The 17,457-nt window shown below is 74.2% G+C and carries 16 protein-coding genes and 2 pseudogenes; 1 reads left to right on the top strand and 17 read right to left on the bottom strand.

What is annotated here, in order from left to right:
• A pseudogene (locus G5C51_RS29135) lies at positions 1–468 on the bottom strand (hypothetical protein); the annotation flags it as partial.
• 90 nt (positions 469–558) lie between these two features.
• Positions 559–1,332, bottom strand: coding sequence for an IclR family transcriptional regulator (locus tag G5C51_RS29130; protein WP_165241436.1), 774 nt, complete (start codon positions 1,330–1,332; stop codon positions 559–561).
• A 120-nt stretch (positions 1,333–1,452) separates the two neighbouring features.
• On the opposite strand from G5C51_RS29130, the gene G5C51_RS29125 reads away from it, so the two are divergent.
• Positions 1,453–2,973 carry an aldehyde dehydrogenase family protein gene (locus G5C51_RS29125; protein WP_165241434.1) on the top strand — a complete coding sequence of 507 codons (1,521 nt, stop codon included), beginning with the start codon at positions 1,453–1,455 and terminating at the stop codon, positions 2,971–2,973.
• Positions 2,974–3,234: 261 nt separating this feature from the next.
• On the opposite strand, the gene G5C51_RS29120 is transcribed toward G5C51_RS29125, so the two are convergent.
• The 15 genes and pseudogenes from G5C51_RS29120 to G5C51_RS29050 form a co-directional block, all read right to left on the bottom strand.
• Entirely contained in the window at positions 3,235–3,915 is a 681-nt protein-coding gene (locus G5C51_RS29120; RefSeq protein ID WP_165241432.1) for an N-acetylmannosamine-6-phosphate 2-epimerase, read from the bottom strand.
• On the bottom strand, positions 3,912–4,880 hold the full coding sequence (locus tag G5C51_RS29115; protein ID WP_165241430.1) for an ROK family protein: 969 nt from the start codon (positions 4,878–4,880) through the stop codon (positions 3,912–3,914). The genes G5C51_RS29120 and G5C51_RS29115 overlap by 4 nt, the downstream gene beginning before the upstream one ends.
• Positions 4,881–4,907: 27 nt before the next feature.
• Positions 4,908–6,368, bottom strand: a complete 1,461-nt coding sequence (locus G5C51_RS29110) for an exo-alpha-sialidase (RefSeq protein WP_165241428.1) — start codon at positions 6,366–6,368, stop codon at positions 4,908–4,910.
• Between the two features lie 125 nt (positions 6,369–6,493).
• Positions 6,494–7,219, bottom strand: coding sequence for a FadR/GntR family transcriptional regulator (locus G5C51_RS29105; RefSeq protein WP_338118335.1), 726 nt, complete (start codon positions 7,217–7,219; stop codon positions 6,494–6,496).
• Positions 7,220–7,292: 73 nt separating this feature from the next.
• A complete protein-coding gene (locus tag G5C51_RS29100; RefSeq protein WP_165241425.1) occupies positions 7,293–8,375 on the bottom strand; it encodes a hypothetical protein in 1,083 nt (360 codons plus the stop codon).
• Between the two features lie 29 nt (positions 8,376–8,404).
• Complete coding sequence (gene cobC / locus G5C51_RS29095) at positions 8,405–9,457, bottom strand: Rv2231c family histidinol phosphate aminotransferase CobC (RefSeq protein WP_165241423.1); 1,053 nt, start codon at positions 9,455–9,457, stop codon at positions 8,405–8,407.
• Positions 9,438–10,361, bottom strand: coding sequence for a CbiX/SirB N-terminal domain-containing protein (locus G5C51_RS29090; RefSeq protein WP_165241421.1), 924 nt, complete (start codon positions 10,359–10,361; stop codon positions 9,438–9,440). Before G5C51_RS29090 ends, cobC begins: the two co-directional genes overlap by 20 nt.
• Entirely contained in the window at positions 10,358–10,966 is a 609-nt protein-coding gene (locus G5C51_RS29085) for a precorrin-8X methylmutase (protein ID WP_338118334.1), read from the bottom strand. The genes G5C51_RS29090 and G5C51_RS29085 overlap by 4 nt, the downstream gene beginning before the upstream one ends.
• Positions 10,963–11,154 carry an indolepyruvate ferredoxin oxidoreductase subunit alpha gene (locus G5C51_RS29080; RefSeq protein ID WP_165241417.1) on the bottom strand — a complete coding sequence of 64 codons (192 nt, stop codon included), beginning with the start codon at positions 11,152–11,154 and terminating at the stop codon, positions 10,963–10,965. The genes G5C51_RS29085 and G5C51_RS29080 overlap by 4 nt, the downstream gene beginning before the upstream one ends.
• Positions 11,154–12,908 (bottom strand): precorrin-3B C(17)-methyltransferase, encoded by a 1,755-nt coding sequence (cobJ, locus tag G5C51_RS29075; RefSeq protein WP_165241415.1) that lies wholly within the window; start codon positions 12,906–12,908, stop codon positions 11,154–11,156. The genes G5C51_RS29080 and cobJ overlap by 1 nt, the downstream gene beginning before the upstream one ends.
• A complete protein-coding gene (cbiE, locus tag G5C51_RS29070) occupies positions 12,905–14,125 on the bottom strand; it encodes a precorrin-6y C5,15-methyltransferase (decarboxylating) subunit CbiE (RefSeq protein ID WP_165241413.1) in 1,221 nt (406 codons plus the stop codon). The genes cobJ and cbiE overlap by 4 nt, the downstream gene beginning before the upstream one ends.
• Positions 14,122–15,267: a cobalt-precorrin-5B (C(1))-methyltransferase gene (locus tag G5C51_RS29065; RefSeq protein WP_165241411.1), complete on the bottom strand. Its 1,146-nt coding sequence runs from the start codon at positions 15,265–15,267 to the stop codon at positions 14,122–14,124. Before G5C51_RS29065 ends, cbiE begins: the two co-directional genes overlap by 4 nt.
• A gap of 18 nt (positions 15,268–15,285) precedes the next feature.
• On the bottom strand, positions 15,286–16,089 hold the full coding sequence (gene cobM / locus G5C51_RS29060; RefSeq protein WP_165241409.1) for a precorrin-4 C(11)-methyltransferase: 804 nt from the start codon (positions 16,087–16,089) through the stop codon (positions 15,286–15,288).
• Complete coding sequence (cobI, locus tag G5C51_RS29055; RefSeq protein ID WP_206314446.1) at positions 16,086–16,823, bottom strand: precorrin-2 C(20)-methyltransferase; 738 nt, start codon at positions 16,821–16,823, stop codon at positions 16,086–16,088. Before cobI ends, cobM begins: the two co-directional genes overlap by 4 nt.
• Positions 16,820–17,457 (bottom strand): annotated as a pseudogene (locus tag G5C51_RS29050) (cobyrinate a,c-diamide synthase); the annotation flags it as partial. The gene cobI and the pseudogene G5C51_RS29050, both read right to left, overlap by 4 nt.

The raw sequence follows: 17,457 nt of genomic DNA, 5'->3' as shown, positions 1-17,457 counted from the left end.
GGTATACACGACGCCGAACACCCACTCCGCGAGGAAGGGTTCATCGGCCGGCTGCTGCGACCCCGTATCGGCCCCGAACAGCCTGGCCACCAGCTGCGCCGGAAAGCCCACCACGATCGGCGCCAGCAGCCCGGTCGCCACCCACAGCGGAAGCAGCAGCAGCCACCCCGGCAGCCGGCGGCCCCAGGGCCGGGTGAGCGCGAAGGCCAGCACGATGACGGCGGCGTCCATCACCACCGTCGCGGTGTTCGCCGCGAACAGCGCACCTTCACTGCGGCGCAGGTCGCTGCCCGCGGGGATCCCGACATGACTGCCGCTGAGCCAGGCGAGCTTGAGCGTCAGATACGGCACGCAGGCGGCGATGGCGAGGGCCCGCAGCGCGGGGCGGAGCCGGTCGGCGCGACTGGGGCGGCTCGTACGACGGGTACGGCTGGTTGGCGCCCCGGCAGGGCGCAGCACAGTGTCCATGCGTCCACGCTCCCGCCCCCGCCGCCGCGGGACGTCCCCCGCCGCGACGATCCGCCTCCGCCGCGCGGGGGAGGAACACCCGCCGCCGGGCTACAGGTGCCGCGTAGCCAGCGTCAGCCGGTCCCTGGCGTCCTGCAGGGCGTCCTTGATCATCTGCTCGTGGCCCGGGGTCAGCCGCGCCACCGGCACCGAGCAGCTGATCGCGTCCCGGGCCGGCGTCCGATACGGGATGGCGACGCCGAAGCAGCGCAGGCCGAGGGTGTTCTCCTCGCGGTCCACCGCGTAGCCCTGCTCGCGGATCGCGTGCAGGTCCTCGATGAGCTCGTCGATGTCGGTGATCGTGTGCTCGGTCAGCGGCCGCAGCGTCTCCGGCAGCAGCTTGCGCACCTGCTCGTCGGTGTGGGTGGCGAGGATCGCCTTGCCGAGCGAGGTGGAGTGCGCGGGCAGCCGGCGGCCGACCCGGGTGAAGGGCCGCAGGTAGTGCTGGGACTGCCGGGTGGCGAGATAGACGACGTTCGGCCCGTCCAGCCGCGCGAGGTGGATGGTCTCCGTCGTGTCGTCCGAGAGCCGGTCCAGGGTCGTACGGGCCGCGGAGACGACCTCGTCGCCGTCGATGTACGAGGTGCCGACCAGCAGCGCGCGGACGCCGATGCCGTAGCGCGTGCCGGTCGCGTCCGTCTCCACCCAGCCGAGATCGGTGAGGGTCCGCAGCAGCATGTACAGGCTGGATTTGGGGTAGCCGACCGCCTGCTGGACATCCGCGAGGCTGTGCATCCCGGGGCGGCCCGCGAAATACTCGAGCAGCTCTACGGTGCGGACCGCGGACTTGACCTGGCCGCCCTGGGCTGTCTCGTCAGCCGACATGCGCGCTTGACCCTTCGCTCGTCAAAAGGATAGACCGTACGTATTCATGGATGAAGACGCTGTTCAGTATATCGAACAGGGTCATGCGCCGAACCTACTTCCCGTGGAAAGGACACCGCGGTGACCGCACCAGTCTGGAGCGTCGACCCCCGTAACGGAAAGCAGCGGGAGGAGGTCGCCGCCGAGGCGAGCCCCGAGGAGGTCGACGCGGCGGTACGCGCGGCCCACGCCACCCTCGCCTCCCTCACCGACCGCAGCATACGGGCGGCGCTGCTGCGCGCCGCGGCCGACCAGTTCGAGGCGCACACCGAGCAGGTCGTCGAGTGCGCCGACGCCGAGACCGCGCTCGGCCCCGGCCGGCTCAGCGGCGAGCTCGGCCGCACCTGTTACCAGTTGCGCGCCTTCGCCGACGTGGTGGAGGACGGCCGCTTCCTCGACGTCATCATCGACCACGCCGACGCCACCCTCACCCCGCCGCGCCCCGACCTGCGCCGCTGGAAGGTGCCGGTGGGCGTCGTCGCCGTCTACGCGGCCAGCAACTTCCCGCTCGCCTTCTCCGTCCCCGGCGGCGACACGGCTTCCGCGCTGGCCGCCGGCTGCCCGGTCGTCATCAAGGCGCACCCCGACCACCCCGCCACCTCCGAGCTGGCCGCGGCGCTGCTGCGCCGGGCGGCGACCGAGGTCGGCCTCGACGAGGGCGTGATCGGCCTCGTCCACGGCTTCGAGGCGGGCGTCTCGCTGGTCAAGCACCCGCTGGTGGCCGCGGCCGGCTTCACCGGCTCCGTACGCGGCGGCCGCGCCCTCTTCGACGCGGCGGCGGCGCGGCCGAAGCCGATCCCCTTCCACGGCGAACTCGGCAGCCTCAACCCGGTGGTGGTGACCGAGGAGGCGGCGCAGGAGCGGGCCGAGCAGATCGGCGCGGGCCTGGCCGGCTCGATGACGATGGGCGTCGGCCAGTTCTGCACCAAGCCCGGCTTCGTGCTGGCTCCGGCGGGCCCGTCCGGTGACCGGCTGCTGAAGTCTCTGACCGAGGCCGTGAGCGACTCCGAGTCCGGCGTGATGCTCGACGGCCGCATGCGCGAGGCCTTCCTCGCGGGCGTCCAGGAGCGGGCGGCGCTCGACAGCGTCGAGACCCCGGTGACGCCGGGCGCGGGCGGCGAACACACGGTGAGCGCGGGCTTCCTGACGGTGGACGCGGCGTGGCTGACGACCGGCGAGGCGCATGACCTGCTGCTGGAGGAGTGCTTCGGGCCGGTGACGGTGGTCGTGCGGTACTCGTCGCGCGACGAGCTCACGGACGTACTGGCAAAGCTCCCCGGAAACCTGACGGCCACGGCCCACATCGGCGAGGCCGAGGCGGCGGGCGAGGGCGCGTCGCTGCTGGCCGACCTGACGCCGCTGGCGGGTCGGGTGCTCGTGAACGGCTGGCCGACGGGTGTCGCCGTCGCTCCGGCGCAGCATCACGGCGGTCCGTACCCGGCGACGACGTCGGCGTCGACGTCGGTGGGCGGCACGGCGATCGAGCGGTGGCTGCGGCCGGTGGCGTATCAGGACGCGCCGGAGGGACTGCTGCCGGTGGAGCTGCGGGATGGCGATGGGGGTGGGGTGCCGCGGGTGGTTGATGGCGTGCGAGTGGGGTGACGGCGGCTGGTCGCGCCTGGCGGCGCTCGTCCTCGAGCGCCGGACGGGCTTGAATCTGCGCTGGCGCGCCGCGGCCTCAATCGCCGGCCAGGCTTGATCCCGGCGCTGCGCGCCTTGGCCTCAATCGCCGGCCGGGCTTTGATTCGGTGCAAGTTGCGCCAATATCAAGCCCGTCAGGCGTTTGAGGACGAGGCGCGTCAGCGCCAATTCAGCCCGGCCGGCGTTTGAGGCCGAGGGGGTCCGGGGGCGGAGCCCCCGGGTTCAAGGGCAGCCGAGGGCCTCGGTGAAGGAGCGGGTCAGTGCGGTCGGGGAGGTGATCGCGGTGCCGACCACCACCGCCAGCGCCCCCGCGGCCAGCGCCTCGGCGGCCTGAGCCGGCGTCGCGATACGGCCCTCCGCCACCACCGGCGTGCGGATCGCGGCGGCCAGGTCGGCGACCAGGTCCAAGTCCGGCCCGGCCGCCCGCGGCGGCCCCGGCACGTAGCCGGAGAGGGTCGTCGACACGAAATCCGCTCCCGCGGAAGCGGCTTCGCGGCCCTCCACGAGGTTCGAGACATCGGCCATGACCAGGGCCCCCGCCGCGTGCACCGCGCCGACCAGCTCGGCGAAGGTGCTGCCGTCCGGCCGCGGCCGCGCCGTGGCGTCGGCGGCCACCACTGCTGCCCCCGCGTCGACCAGCGCCAGCGCGTGTCGCACGGTCGGCGTGATGCGGACCCCGCTCTCGGCGCCGTCCTTCCACAGCGCGATCACGGGGAGGTCGATGGTCGCGACGGTCGCCGCGACGACCTCGGGGCCGTTGACGCGGACGGCCGCCGCGCCGCCGGCCTGTGCGGCGCGTGTCATGCGGACGAGGGTGTCGGGGTGGCGCATCGGGTCGCCGTCGGGTGCTTGGCAGGAGACGATCAGTTGGCCGGTGAGGGCGTCGGTCAGAGGCGCGGTCATCGGGTTGCTCCGGTGGGGTGCGGCTGGTGCAGGGGCTGGGTGCGGGTGAGGGCGGCGGCGCCGAGCACCGCGGCGTCGTGGCCGACGCGGGGTGGCTGCGGGGTCAGGCCCTTGAGGCTGGGGATGAGTTCGGCCTCGAAGGCGTCGCGGAGCGGGGCCCAGTAGGCGGCACCGATGCGCGGTACGCCTCCCGCGACGACGACGCGATACGGAGCGAGGCCGTTGGCGAGCCCGCCCAGGACCCGGCCGGCCGCCCGCGCGCCGAGCGCGATGGCGGCCGCGGCGTGCGCGTCGCCGCGGGCAGCGCGGGCGGCGACCACCTGCAGGCGCTCGGTCGGCGACCCGGTGGTACGGGCGTAGTGGGCGGTAATAGCCGGGCCGGAGGCGATGGCTTCGAGGTGACCGGCGCCGCCGCAGGTGCACGGCAGCCCTTCCGCCTCGGGACTCGGCAGATGCCCGAGATGCCCGGCGGCGCTCGCGACACCGATCAGCACCCGCCCCGCGACGGCCACCGCCCCGCCGACGCCGGTGCCGATCGCCGCGTAGATCAACGGGGCGTCGTGGGCCCCGCGTTCGTCACCGGAGGCGCCTTCGCCCAAGCCCTCCCCAAGCTCGGTGCCCGCCGCCGCTCGCACATCGTTGTCGCAGGCCACCGCCAACCCGGTCCGCCCGGCCAGCCCGCTCGCCAGCGCCGTCCCCGCCAAGCCCCGGATCGCGTCCGTAGAGCTGAGCACGACCCCGGACCCCGGATCGATCACCCCCGCCGCAGCAACGCCGACGGCGGCGCAGCCGGGCGCGCGCACCGCCTCCACCGCCTCCGCCAGCGCGTCCAGTACGGCCTCCGCCCCCGCGGTAGCCGGAGTGGCGAGCGTATGCCGGGCGAGGATGACCCCGCCGCCCCCGACCAGGGCGGCGTCGATCTTCGTGCCGCCGAGGTCGAGGCCGACAACGGGGGGCGGGGACATGGTGGCTCCGTTCCTTGTTCCTTGGATCTACGAGGCGGCAGTAACGGTGAACGTGCTGTCACCGTAAGCATGTTGGCTGCCCCGCACCTGATAATCGGCCGTCGCCTTCACGCTCCCGGCCGCCGCCCCGCCCGGCACCGAGACCGGCACCTTCACCGTGGCGCCCTCGCCCGGATCGAGCGCCGGGACTGCCACCGCAGGCGCCCCGTATCCCGCCGGCAGTCGCAGCGAGACCGAACCGGCGGGCAGCGGTGCGTCGTTCTGGCTGACGATCCGTACCGAAACCGACGTGGTCGCGCCCGCCGGCAGCGACGCCGGCGGCGTCACCGTGACGGGGGCGCAGACGCCCGCGAGCCACTGCAGGTCGAAGGACGAATATGTGATGTGACGGTAGTTGTCGCGCTCCCAGAGCAGGCCCATGCGCGGGTTCGCGCCGGTGCCGTCCGTGAGCGGGGTGAGGGTGGAGTAGCCGGCGGAGCCGGACTCGACCGTCCTGCGGATCGGCCAGTTCTCGCCGTTGTCGCAGGAGAGGCGGACGGTGAGGTTGCTGCGGCCGGCGGAGTTCGCCGTATTGCTGAACAGCAGCCAGGACGCGCGCGGGTGGGAGGCGGCGACGTTCGGCGCGAAGCGGGTGATCGAGCCGTTGTTCGCCGGGTCCGGCAGCTCCGTGTCCTGCTTCAGGGGTGAGTACGTGGCGCCGCCGTCCGTCGAGTACGCGACCGTGCGGTACGGCGCCGCGCGGTTGTTGAGCATGATGCGGCCGTCCGAGAGCTCGACCGTCTTGTTCTCGTCGCCCGGGCCGACCGGGGTGCCGGTCCGCCACGTGGCGCCGTGGTCGTCGCTGTACGCGCTGACCGCGTAGTTGGTGCCGTCGCGGCGGATGGCGTACTGCTGGATCAGCCGCCCCTTGTACGTGCCGTGCCGCACCTGGATGCCCTCGCCGGAGGCCGCGAACACCCCGCCCCAGGCCGGGTTCTTGATGTCGGCCGTGATCCGCTCGTGCTTCCAGGTCAGGCCGTCGTCGTCGGAGTAGCTGTAGTCGGCCTGGAGGACGTCCGGGTCGCTTTCGTCGTTGCCGGTGGCCGAGCCGGCGAAGCCCTGGTTCACGGAGGCGGCGTAGAAGAGGAAGATGCGGCCCGTTTCGCGGTCGACGAGCAGGCTGGGATCGCCGTAGCCCTGCGGGGCCGGGTCCTTGCGGACGATCCGCTGCGGCTGCCAGGTGGTGCCGCCGTCGGTGCTGCGGCGGATCACCACGCCGATGTTGCCGGGCAGGTCGGCGAGGGTGGGGCGGGCGTCGTACGAGGCGAGCAGGGTGCCCTTGGTGGTCTTGGCGAGGGCCGGGATCCGGTAGTGCGGGGAGCCGGTGCCGGCGGTCGCGAGGTCCTGGGAGGTGAGCGCGCGGGCGGCCGCGCCGTGGGCGCTGGGCGTGAGGGCGGCGGTGACGGCGAGCGCGGCGGCGAGGGCGGCGAGGGGGAGTCGTCGCTGCATGGGTGGCCTCTCCATGAGTGAGAGCAGACGTCTGATGTCTGCTGTCCGGGGACCCTAGGCATCCCCGCGATGGACGTCAAGTGCGTGCGGGGGTACGGGGGCCCAGGGCCCCGCGGCGGAGCCGCTCAGCGGCGGGCCCGGGCCTCCGCGATCCGGCGGCGCAGCGGCACGTAGTGCTCGCTCAGCGCCGCGGTGAACCCGGCGGCGTCCCGGGTGCGCACCGCGTCCACGATGCGCTGGTGGTGGGCGATGGTGGCGGCCTGGTCCTCGTGCGTGAACACGTCGAGGTGCGGGGCGACGATGACGTACACATCCCAAAACGCCGCGGACAGCTGCCCGATGAGGTCGTTGCCGAGCGGCGCGACGAGCAGGGTGTGGAAGGACCGGTCGGCGTCGACGAAGCCGTGCCCGGCGCCGTCGCCGGCCTCGCGCATCGTGTCGACCAGCCCCTGCAGGCGGTCGATCTGCTCCTCGTCGAGGCCGTCCAGCAGCCGCTCGGCCATGCCCCGCTCGAACAGCTCGCGCACCTCGATCAGATCCGCCAGCACCTGGAAGTCGTCGTCCGGGCTCAGCAGCCCGCGGAAGGTGAGGCTCTCGATCAGCGCGGACAGGCTCAGCCGGCCGACATACGTGCCGTGCCCGTGCCGCACCTCGACGATGTCGAGCGCGGTGAGCACCTTGATCGCCTCGCGCACACTGGACCGGCTGGCCCCGAGCGCCTCGCACAGCGCGGGCTCGGTCGGCAGCGGGTCGCCCGGGCGGAGCCGGTTGCTCAGGATGTACGTCTTGATCCCGTCGACGACTTCCTGCCGCAACGGCTGCCGCCGCGCGGTGCCCTGTTCCGCCGCCACCCGGTGCCCCTCTCGTAGGTACAGGGCCACGCTACCAAGGGGTCAGACATCAGATGTCCCGCCCGGCCTGCGCTCAGCGGAGGCGGACGTCCGTGCAGCCGTGGAGCTTCGCGGACCGCTCGGCGAAGGCGGTGAGGGCGTCGCGGAGGAAGGCGCGGGGCGGCTTCGCCGTGGTGTCGAGGAGGCGGGAGAGGGTGTAGACGGCCGTACTCGGGCGGCCCGGGCAGGTGGCCTCGGCCCGCGCCTCGAAGCTGGTCTGCAAGGGATCGGTGCTCTCGTATTCGCGGCCCGTCGAGGTCAGCCTGCGCTGGTCGTCGGCGAAGGTGCCGTAGAAGGAGGAGAGCCGGAGGCCCTCGTCGGGGCGGCCGGACGCGGGGACCAGGAAGCAGTCCTCGATCGGGCTTCCCGGCGCGGTCGCCGTCGTCTCCAGCATCCGGGGGTACGTCCGTGAGCCGGGGACGCCGCGGCAGGTGCCGGTCGCGGCGGCCGGCGCGACGGTGTCCTTGCGGCGGGCGTCCTGCCAGTCGAAGAGCGGCGGCACGCTGCGCACCGGCTTGCCCGGCTTCGCGTCGCAGCCCCATTTCTCCGCCGCCCGGTGGGCGGTGCCGGTGGCGAGGCGGGCGAGGTTGGCGCGGTGGGAGGGCTCCCGGTAGGAGCGGTCGGTCCAGTTAGTGGCGTAGAGGGTGAGGCTGTCGGGTTTGTTACGGCAGGCGAGGGTGACGATGGCGTGGCCCTCGTCCCGGTCGCCGTCGAGGTGGTGGTTGAGCATTCCGGACCAGCCGCTGCCGATCGGGCTGGAGCCCCACGCCTGGTAGTTGTCGGTGTCGCGATCCGCCTCGATGTGCGGGGCCCAGGCCCGGGAGCGCCACTCGAGATTGATGACGGTGCGCTTGTGGTAGCCGTCGTCCACGTCGATCCAGCAGGTCCAGCGCTTGGTCTTCGACCCGATCGGAGTCCCGTGCCTGGTCCGCGCCTTGAGGTGCTCGTCGCCGAGCAGCGCCCGCGCCTCACCCGGATCCACGGCGCCGTCGCAGGCCGCCTCGACGCCGCGCGCGTCCTGCCAGCGGTCGTACGTCCCACTGCCGAAGAACCAGCCGGCGGCGACCGCGAGCACGGCTATGAGGGCCCCGGCACTTTTGATCAATTTGCTGCGCACCGCGGCAGCCTAGCCGGAACCTTCCCAGGTCAGCCGAGCGCCTTGCGCAGCGCCAGGACCAGGTCGTCCGTGGTACGGGCGTCGCGCACCGCCAGCCGCAGCCAGTCCGGGCCGAGGCCCGGGAACGTGTCGCCGCGGCGCAGGGCGAAGCCGAGGTCGCGGAGGCGGGAGCGGAGGGTGGTGGCGGCCGGGGTGTGGAGGAGGACGAAAGGCGCGGCGGCCGGGGTGACCGGGGTGAGGTCTTCGAACTCGGCCAGGCGGGCGAGGAGATGGGCGCGGTCCGCCGCGATGGCGTGGGCGGCGGCTTCGGCCTCGGCGAGGACGGGCGGGGAGGAGCAGGCTTCTGCCGCGGTGAGGGCCGGGGTGGAGACCGGCCAGAGGGGCTGGGCCTGTTCCAGGGCCGAGATGACCTGCGGGTCGGCCAGGACGTAGCCGATGCGGAGGCCTGCCAGGCCCCAGGTTTTGGTGAGGCTGCGGAGGATGACGATGCCGGGGGCGGGGCGCAGGGCTTCCGGTTCGCCCGGGACGGCGTCCATGAAGGCCTCGTCCACGATCAGGGTGCGCCCTGGACGGGCGAGTTCGCGTAGCGCGGCCGCCGGGTGCAGGACCGAGGTCGGGTTGGTGGGATTGCCGATCACCACCAGGTCGGCGTCCTCCGCTACGGCCGCCGGGTCCAGGCGGAAGCCGTCCTCCGGCCGCAGCAGCACCCGGCCGACCTCGTGGCCCGCGTCCCGCAGCGCCGCCTCCGGCTCGGTGAACTGGGGGTGGACGACGACCGGTTTGCGGGGCCGCAGCGCGCGGGCGATCAGGACGAAGGCTTCCGCGGCGCCTGCCGTCAGCAGGACGTGGTCCGCGGGGACGCCGTGCCGGGCCGCCACCGCCGCGCGGGCGCGGCGGCCGTCCGGGTAGGCGGCCAGGTCGTCGAGGGACGCGGCGATACGGGACTTAAGCCACGGCGGCGGCGTCCCCGCGCGGACGTTGACGGCGAGGTCGGTCAGCGCCGCGCCGCTGCCGCGGACCTCCGCGTCGCCGTGGTGGCGGAGGTCCGGGGCGGGCGTCGTGTCAGTGGTGGGCGTGGGCATGGTGGTGTCCGTGGCCGTGTCCGTGGTGATGGTCGCCGTCCTCGTCCGGGTGGTAGTGCGGCTGCTGCGGCAGGCCGACCTTGTCCTCGAAGCCGGGGAGGGCGATGCGGTAGACGCAGGAGTCGCAGTTCATCCGCAGGTCGCCGGCGACCGCCTCGCGGTAGCGCTCCATGACCAGGTCGAGCAGCTCCGGCTCGGGGCCGATCACGTCCGCGGTGCGGATGTCGAGGTCCGGGTGGTCCGCCGCCCAGGTGCGGGCCTGGTCGCGGACGCGGTCCGGGAGGATGCCCGTAAAGAGGAAATACGGGAGCACGACGATCCGGCGGGCGCCCAGGCGGCGGCAGCGGTCAAGGCCTGACGGCACGTCGGGGGCGGCGAGGGAGACGAAGGCGGTCTCCACGCCCGCGTAGCCGCGGCCCTCCCAGAGGAGGCGAGCGGCCTTGTGGACCTCGGAGTTGGCGTCCGGGTCGGTGGAGCCGCGGCCGACGAGGAGGACGGTCGTGTCCTCGCGGGGGGCTCCGGCGAGCGCCTCGTCCACCCGCCGTTCGAGGACGGCGAGGAGGCCGGGGTGCGGGCCGAGGGGGCGGCCGTATGTGTAGGCCAGGCCCGGGTGGCGGTCCTTCTCGCGGGCGAGCGCCGCGGGGATGTCGCCCTTGGCGTGGCCCGCGGAGACCAGCATCAGGGGGACGGCGGCGAAGCGCCGTACGCCCCGGGCGGTGAGCTCGGCGACGGCGTCGCCCAGCGGGGGCGGGGAGAGCTCGATGAAGCCACCCGCCACGGGGAGTCCGGGGTTACGGACGCCCAGCTCGCGCACGAACGCGCGGAACGCCTCCGCGCCGGCGTCGTCCCGGGTGCCGTGGCCGGCGATGAGGAGGGCGGGGGAGGACGGGTTGGGCGCGGTCACTGGGACTCCTTCGAGGTGGTGCTGGTTGGTGCGGGTGTGTAGAGCAGGGCGTTCAGCGCGGCGGCCGCCACGGCGGAGCCGCCCTTCTCGGAGATGTTGCTGACGGCGGGGAGACCGCTCTCGCGCAGCGCTGCCTTGCTCTCGGCGGCGCCGACAAAGCCGACCGGGAGGCCGATGACGAGGGCCGGGCGGGTGCCGAGGCGGATGAGCTCCTCGAGGGCGGTGGGCGCGCAGCCGATGACCCATACGGCGCCGGGGCCGACCTCGTCGTACGCAAGGTGGACGGCGTGCGCGGAACGGGTCAGGTCCGCCGCCGACTTGGCCTCGGCGAGGCGGCAGACGGTGGGGCGGGCGGTGATGCCCGCGGCGACCATCTCGACGTCGGTGACGATGGGCGCGTTCGTGCGGTGCAGCGCGAAGTGGGCCTGCCGCAGGGCCGCTTCGTCGCAGACCAGGTCGTCGGCGTAGCCGAGGTCGGCGCTGGAGTGGATGACGCGCTCGACGACGGCGCGGGTGAGCGGCGGGAAGTGGCTCGTGTCCAGGCGGGCGCGGAGGCGGCGGAAGGACTCGGCCTCGATGGGGTGGACGGTTCTGGTCGCGGTCACTCGAGCTCCTCGATGGCGTCTGCCGGGCAGACCTCGATGCATTCGAGGCAGCCGGTGCACAGGTCGGGGCGTACGTGGAGGGTGCCGCCGTGCGGGCGGAAGGCGTGCGTCGGGCAGGTGAGGAGACAGGCGCCGCACCCGGTGCAGTCGCCGGTGACGGCCACCAGGGCCTGCTGGGCAGGGGGCATCAGACCTGCCACCGGTACCCCCGGGGTGTCACCATCCGGCCGCCGGCCACCCGCGTCGCGGAGTTGCCGACCACGACCACCGACATCATGTCCACCGTCTCCGGCGCCAGTTCGCCGAGCGTCGTCACCCGGCACGACTCGCCGGGGCGGGAGGCGTTACGGACCACGCCCACCGGCGTCCCGGGGGAGCGGTGCTCCGCCAGCAGGCCGAGGGCCTTCGGGAGCTGCCAGTCGCGGCCGCGGCTGCGCGGGTTGTAGAAGGTGACGACGAAATCGCCTGCCGCCGCGGCCCGTACCCGCTGCTCGATGACCTCCCACGGCGTGTGCAGGTCCGAGAGGCTGATCGACGCATGGTCGTGGCCGAGGGGCGCGCCGAGCAGCGCGGCGGCGGCCAGGGCCGCGGTCACGCCCGGTACGCCGACCACGTCGAAGTCCGCCGTGGTGTCCGCCGCCACCAGGGCAGGGGACGCCATCGCGTACACGCCCGCGTCGCCGCTGCCGATCAGCGCCACGGCGTGTCCGGCGCGCGCCTCGGCGACGGCCGTACGCGCCCGCTCCTCCTCGGCGCCCAGGCCCGACTCCAGCACCCGCGTGCCGGGGCGGAGCAGGTCGCGGATCTGGTCCACGTACTGGTCGAGGCCCACGACCACCGACGAGCGGCGCAGCTCGTCGCGGGCCCGCGGGGTGAGCAGGTCGCGGGCGCCGGGGCCGAGGCCGATGACGGTGAGCCGGCCGCGGGGGCGGCGGCGGGCGATGGCGCAGGTGGCCATGGCGGGGCGGCCTTCGGGGGCCGACTTCTGTTTGGGTACGGCGAGTTCGGCGCCCGCGCCCGCCTGGGCCAGCGCCGCGGCCTCGGCCACGCTGGGAGTGCCGACGGCGGCGAGCGGGGCGGCGGAGGGGTTCGGTACCGCGATGGCGGCGAGCGCCTCGGCGGAGTGGGTCAGCAGCGGCACGCCGAGGTGCTCGGCGGCGGCGAGCAGGCCCGGCTCCGCGGCCTTGGCGTCGACGGTGGCGAGGGCGGTGACGGATCGACGGGTCAACCGGTTGCCGGAGAGGGTTTCCTCGATCAGCCCGATGACCTCATCGGCCGGGGCGCCGCTGCTGGCGCCGACGCCGACGACGAGGGACGGGGGGTGCAGGGCCACGGTGTGCGAGCACCGGTCGGCGTCCTTGTCGGTGACCAGGATCTGGTGGCGGTGGGGTGTGTCGTGCCGGCCGGGCGTCGGGTCGGCGTGGGCCGAAGCTTCGTCCGCCGGCCGGACGTTCCCGGGCAGGGCGGGCAGCGGCCAGACGGCGTCGGCGCGCAGCGTGACGCCGTCCCCGTCGAGCACGGCGCGGGAGACGGCGGCCACCGCCCCCGACACCGGCCAGCCGAGCTGGTCGAGGCCGGGCAGGCCCACCGCGTCGGAGGCGGTGGTGATGACCGGGCAGCTGCCCGGGAAGACGTCCGCCACCTGCTGCGCGAGCGCGTTGGCGCCGCCGCCGTGGCCGCCGGTGAGCGCCACGACGTGCTGCAGACCCTCGTCTACGCAGACCACGCCCGGGTCGTTCGCCTTGTCGCTCAGGAGCGGGGCGAGGACGCGTACCGTCGCGCCGGTGGCGAGGAAGCAGACGAGCTGTTCGCACTCGCCGAAGGCGCGCCCGATCGCCTCGCGGACCGGGCCGTCGTAGACCCGGCAGCGGCCTGGCAGTGCGGCGGCCAGCCGGTCGCGGGCGGTCGCGCCTGCTCGGGTGGCGGAGATGAGGCCGATCATTGCGGTGCTCCTGATAGCGCTTCGGGGCGCAGGCCCCAGAGGACGAAGACGGGGTTGGTGGCGGCGAGTCGGGTGACCTCGCCGGGGAGGGGGGCCAGGCGGGAGGACTGGAGCAGGACTCCGTCCACGGCGAGGCCCGCGGCGGCGAGTTCGGCCTGTACGGCCGGGACGCGGTCGAGGGCGGCGAGGGTGACGACGACGGCGCGACGGGCGCGGTGGGCGGCGGCCTTCGTCACGGCGGCGAGTTCGGCGCCACCGCCGCCGACGAAGACCGCGTCGGGGTCGGGGAGTCCGGTGAGGGCGGCCGGGGCGGTGCCGTGGACCGTCTGTACGCAGACGCCGTGCGCGGCGGCGTTGGCGCGGATGCGTTCGGCGCCGTCCGCGGACTTCTCGACGGCGATCGCGGCCGCGCCGAGCCGGGCGCACTCGATGGCTACGGAGCCGGAGCCGGCGCCGAGGTCCCAGACCAGATCGCCGAGGCGGGGGGCGAGGCGGGAGAGCGCCAGGGCGCGTACCTCGAACTTCGTGATCATGCTGTCGCGGTGGTCGAAGTCCGCCTCGGGCAGGGCCCATTGGGCGGGGGCGACGGAGGCGCCGGCGATGGTCCGCGGGGTGGCGGCGAGGGCCCGGCTCTCGTCGAGGGAGATGACCACACTGACGGCCTCGGGCCAGCTGCGGGTCGCCGCCTCGGCGGGGGAGAGGCGGACCACTTCCTCGGCGGGCGTGCCGAGGGCGTGGGCGACGAGGAGGGTGCGGGGCAGGCCGCTGAGCGCGGCGCCGATCTCGGCGGGGCCTGCGCCGGGGCCGGTGAGGACGGCCGTTTTGGGGTGGGCGCGGCAGACGTTGACGGCGGTACGGAGGGCGCGGCCGTGGGCGCTGACGACGGCGGCGTCGTCCCAGGGGAGGCCGGCGCGGGCGAAGGCCTGGGCTATGGAGGGGGTGGACGGGTGGACGTCCAGCGCGGCCGGGCCGAAGCGCGCGGCGAGCACCCGGACTATGCCGAAGAAGCCGGGGTCGCCGGAGGCGAGGACGACGACCGTGCCGTCCGCCACCTCCGCGATCCGCTCCAGCGCCGGCTCCAGCGCCCCCAGCACCACCCGCTCGGCGCCCGCCGGCAGCTCCGCCGCCTCCAGGTGCCGCTTCGCGCCGACCACCAGCGCCGCCTCCGCCACCCGCGGCGGAGGCGCGCCCGTACCCACGCCGATCACCTTGATCACGGCAGCAGCCCCCCGCCCCAACTGGCCATCAGCCGTTGCCCGGTGAAGTCCACCATCGCCGCCTCCGCGGCGACCTTCCGCTCCACGAACCGCTCCATCACATCGGCCACCCGCCGGCACAGCTCCGTACCGGCCGGCTCCAGAACGCCCGCGGCCTCCCACAGCTCGTACGCGTGCCGGGCCGTGTTGGCGCCGCCGACCTCCTCCGCCAGCCGCTCGTCCCCGCCCACCGAGCGCGTCACGTCCGCGAGCACGCCGGGGTCCACCTTCGAGCGCGTGTAGTGCGTCATCAGCACCCCGGCCGCCAGCTTGGTCAGCTTCCCCGCCATGCCGACGAAGATCACCCGCTCGACACCGCCCTCGACCGCCTTCTTCAGCGCCGCCCCCGTGAAGTCCCCGACCTCCACGAAGCACACCTTCGGCAGCTCCGGCAGCAGCGCCATCGCGCCCCGCTCGGTACGCCCCCCGGTGCACAGCACCACGGCCCGCTCGCCCTGCGCGGCAGCCACGGACACCGCCTGCTCGACGCTCGCGCGCCAGGAGGCCGTCGAGAACGGCCGGACGATCCCCGTAGTCCCCAGAATCGAGATGCCGCCGAGAATCCCGAGCCGCGCGTTGGTCGTCTTCCGGGCCCGCACCTCGCCGTCCGGGACCGAGATCGTGACATCCACGCCCCGCGCCTCCAGATCGATGACCTCGGAGACCGCCTGCGTGATCATCTCGCGCGGGACCGGATTGATGGCGGGGCCGCCGACCTCGAGCCCCAGCCCGGGCTTGGTCACCACGCCGACCCCGACCCCGCCGTGCAGCTCGATGCCCGGCGCCTCGCGCCAGCTCGCCGTGGCCGTCAGATACGAGCCGTGCGTGACGTCCGGATCATCGCCCGCGTCCTTCACCACCACCGCTTCGGTACGGCCCGGCCGCAACTCGTCCGAACGCTCCACCGCGAACGTCACCCGCCGTCCCGACGGCAGCCCCACCTCCACCCACTCCTGCGCCTCCCCGGTCGCCAGGTGCAGCGCGGCGGCGCGCGCCGCGGCGGAGGCGCAGGTGCCGGTGGTCCAGCCGGTGCGCAGGGCTTTGGGCCGGACCTTGGCGGTACGCGGAAGGTCCGGCTCGCGGAGTTCGGGTTCGTCGTTCATGTCAGCAGGATCGGGTGGTCAGCCGCGGGACTTGAGCGCTCTGCGGGCCTTGGGCTCCGCCTTGCGGAAGCCGTGGAAGTGCCCCGGGTGGTACAGGTGCGAGCGGGTGCCGGACGCCGCGAGCGCCGGGCCGACCAGGAAGAGGGTGTGCTTCCAGAGCTTGTGCTCCTTGACGGTGTCCTCGAGCGTGCCGATGGTGCACCGCAGCACCAGCTCCTCCGGCCAGGTCGCCTGATACGCCACGACGACCGGTGTCTCCGGCCCGTAACCCCCCGCCAGCAGCTCCGCCGCCAACTGCCCGGACCGCGCCGCCGAGAGGAAGACCGCCATGGTGGTCCCGTGCCGTGCGAACTCCCGCACCTCCTCACCCGCCGGCATCGGCGTCTTGCCGCCGCCGAGCCGGGTGAGGATGACGGACTGGGCGACCTCGGGGATGGTCAGCTCCCGCCCGGCGATCGCGGCCACGGCGCTGAAGGAGGAGACACCGGGGATGATCTCGACCGCGATGCCTATCTCCGCGCACCGGTCCACCTGCTCCTGGGTGCCGCCCCACAGGGCCGGGTCGCCGGAGTGGATACGGGCTACGCGCAGGCCGTCGCGGGCGGCGCGCTCGTATACGGCGACGACTTCCTCGAGGGACAGCGCGGCCGAATCGAGGATCTCCGCCTCGGGCCGGGCGTGTTCGAGGACCTCGGCCTGGACCAGGCTTGCCGCCCAGATGACGATGTCCGCTTCGGCGATGGCGCGGGCGGCGCGGAAGGTGAGCAGGTCGGCGGCGCCGGGGCCGGCTCCGACGATGGTGACTTTGGCCTGGGCGGTCACAGCTTGCCTCCGCGCGTGCCGTCGCGCCGGGCCGGCGCGATGAGGGTGGACAGGTAGGGGAGCGGGGCGTCGTCCGCGGCGAGGTCGGCGGCCGGGCGGATGGACTCCTCGGGGAGGCCGAGGGCGGAGCCCCAGACGGCGCCTTCGGTACGGTCGCTGGCCTGCAGCGCCGCCGCGACCTCGGCGGCCTGGCGGCCGAACTTGTACGCCACCACCGTGCCGTCGCCATCGAGGGCCTGCTTGAGCGCGGCGGCGCCGGCGGTGACGGGGACGAGGGTGAGTGGCTCCGTGCCCTCGGTCAGCACCGCGCCGCTGCGGGCCGCGAGGTCCTGCATCGCGGTGATGCCGGGGACCGTCTCGACGCGTACCTCCGGCAGCAGCCCGGTGACCGTGGCGGCGAGGTAGGTGAAGGTGGAGTAGACGTTCGGGTCGCCGATGGTCGCGAAGGCGACGGTGCCGTGCTGCCGCAGCAGCTCCGCGACCTGCTGCCCGGCCGCGTCCCAGGCCGCCTCGCGGCGGGCGTGGTCGCTGCGCTCGTTGAGGGCGAAGACGATGCGGACGACCTTGGCGGCGTCGACGTAATGCAGGACGGTCGCCTCGGCGCGGCCGGGCCCGGTCGCGTCCTCCATGACGGGGACGACGACCGCGGCGGCGTCGCGGAGCGCGTTCACGCCCTTGACGGTGACGAGTTCGGGGTCGCCGGGGCCGACGCCTACGCCGATCAGGCGGGTCATGCGGGGCACCTTTCGGTGAGGCGGAGGGCGGTGGCGGGGTGCGCTGCCCAGTGGGTGTGCAGATAACTGGCGTGGACGCCGCCCTGGACAAAGCCTTCGGTGCGGCGGGGCGCGGGGTGGGTAACGCCCCACGCGGGGGTGTCCGTCTCGCCGTCGACGGCGGTGCGGTGGAATTCGTGGCCGCGGACGCGGGTGCCGGCGGGGGCGAGGACGTTGTCGGTGAGGGCGACGGCGTCGCGGTAGCCGAGGGTGAGGCGGTCGGTCATATGGGCGTGGGCGTCGAGGATGCCGCACATCTCGGCGCCGTCGAGGGTGCGACAGAGGTAGAGCAGGCCGGCGCATTCGGCGGCGATGGGGGCGCCGGTGGCGGCTAGGTCGGTGACTTGTTCGCGCAGGGGCTCGTTCGCGGAAAGGTCCGCCGCGTACGCCTCGGGGAAGCCGCCGCCGATGACGAGGGCCGAGGTGCCGTCAGGCAGCGCCTCGTCGTGGAGCGGGTCGAAGGGAGCGACGGTCGCGCCAGCGGTGCGCAGCAGCTCGGTGTGCTCGGCGTAGGAGAAGGTGAAGGCGGGCCCAGAGGCGATCGCGACCACCGATTCGCTTGGGCGGGAGGGATTCCCCAACCCCGCCCCCTCCC

It is taken from the genome of Streptomyces coryli (assembly GCF_011044975.1).
Lineage (GTDB): Bacteria > Actinomycetota > Actinomycetes > Streptomycetales > Streptomycetaceae > Streptomyces > Streptomyces coryli.
The sequence above is the reverse complement of the archived record's forward strand: the minus strand, read 5'-3'. Positions and strand labels throughout refer to the sequence as shown.

What these genes read in the sequence shown, in the direction of transcription:
- G5C51_RS29130 (WP_165241436.1), bottom strand. Translation starts at nt 1,332, where the DNA reads ATGTCGGCTGACGAGACAGCCCAGGGCGGCCAGGTCAAGTCCGCGGTC.
- G5C51_RS29120 (WP_165241432.1), bottom strand. Translation starts at nt 3,915, where the DNA reads ATGACCGCGCCTCTGACCGACGCCCTCACCGGCCAACTGATCGTCTCC.
- G5C51_RS29115 (WP_165241430.1), bottom strand. Translation starts at nt 4,880, where the DNA reads ATGTCCCCGCCCCCCGTTGTCGGCCTCGACCTCGGCGGCACGAAGATC.
- G5C51_RS29110 (WP_165241428.1), bottom strand. Translation starts at nt 6,368, where the DNA reads ATGCAGCGACGACTCCCCCTCGCCGCCCTCGCCGCCGCGCTCGCCGTC.
- cobC (WP_165241423.1), bottom strand. Translation starts at nt 9,457, where the DNA reads ATGCCCACGCCCACCACTGACACGACGCCCGCCCCGGACCTCCGCCAC.
- G5C51_RS29080 (WP_165241417.1), bottom strand. Translation starts at nt 11,154, where the DNA reads ATGCCCCCTGCCCAGCAGGCCCTGGTGGCCGTCACCGGCGACTGCACC.
- cobJ (WP_165241415.1), bottom strand. Translation starts at nt 12,908, where the DNA reads ATGATCGGCCTCATCTCCGCCACCCGAGCAGGCGCGACCGCCCGCGAC.
- G5C51_RS29065 (WP_165241411.1), bottom strand. Translation starts at nt 15,267, where the DNA reads ATGAACGACGAACCCGAACTCCGCGAGCCGGACCTTCCGCGTACCGCC.
- cobI (WP_206314446.1), bottom strand. Translation starts at nt 16,823, where the DNA reads ATGACCCGCCTGATCGGCGTAGGCGTCGGCCCCGGCGACCCCGAACTC.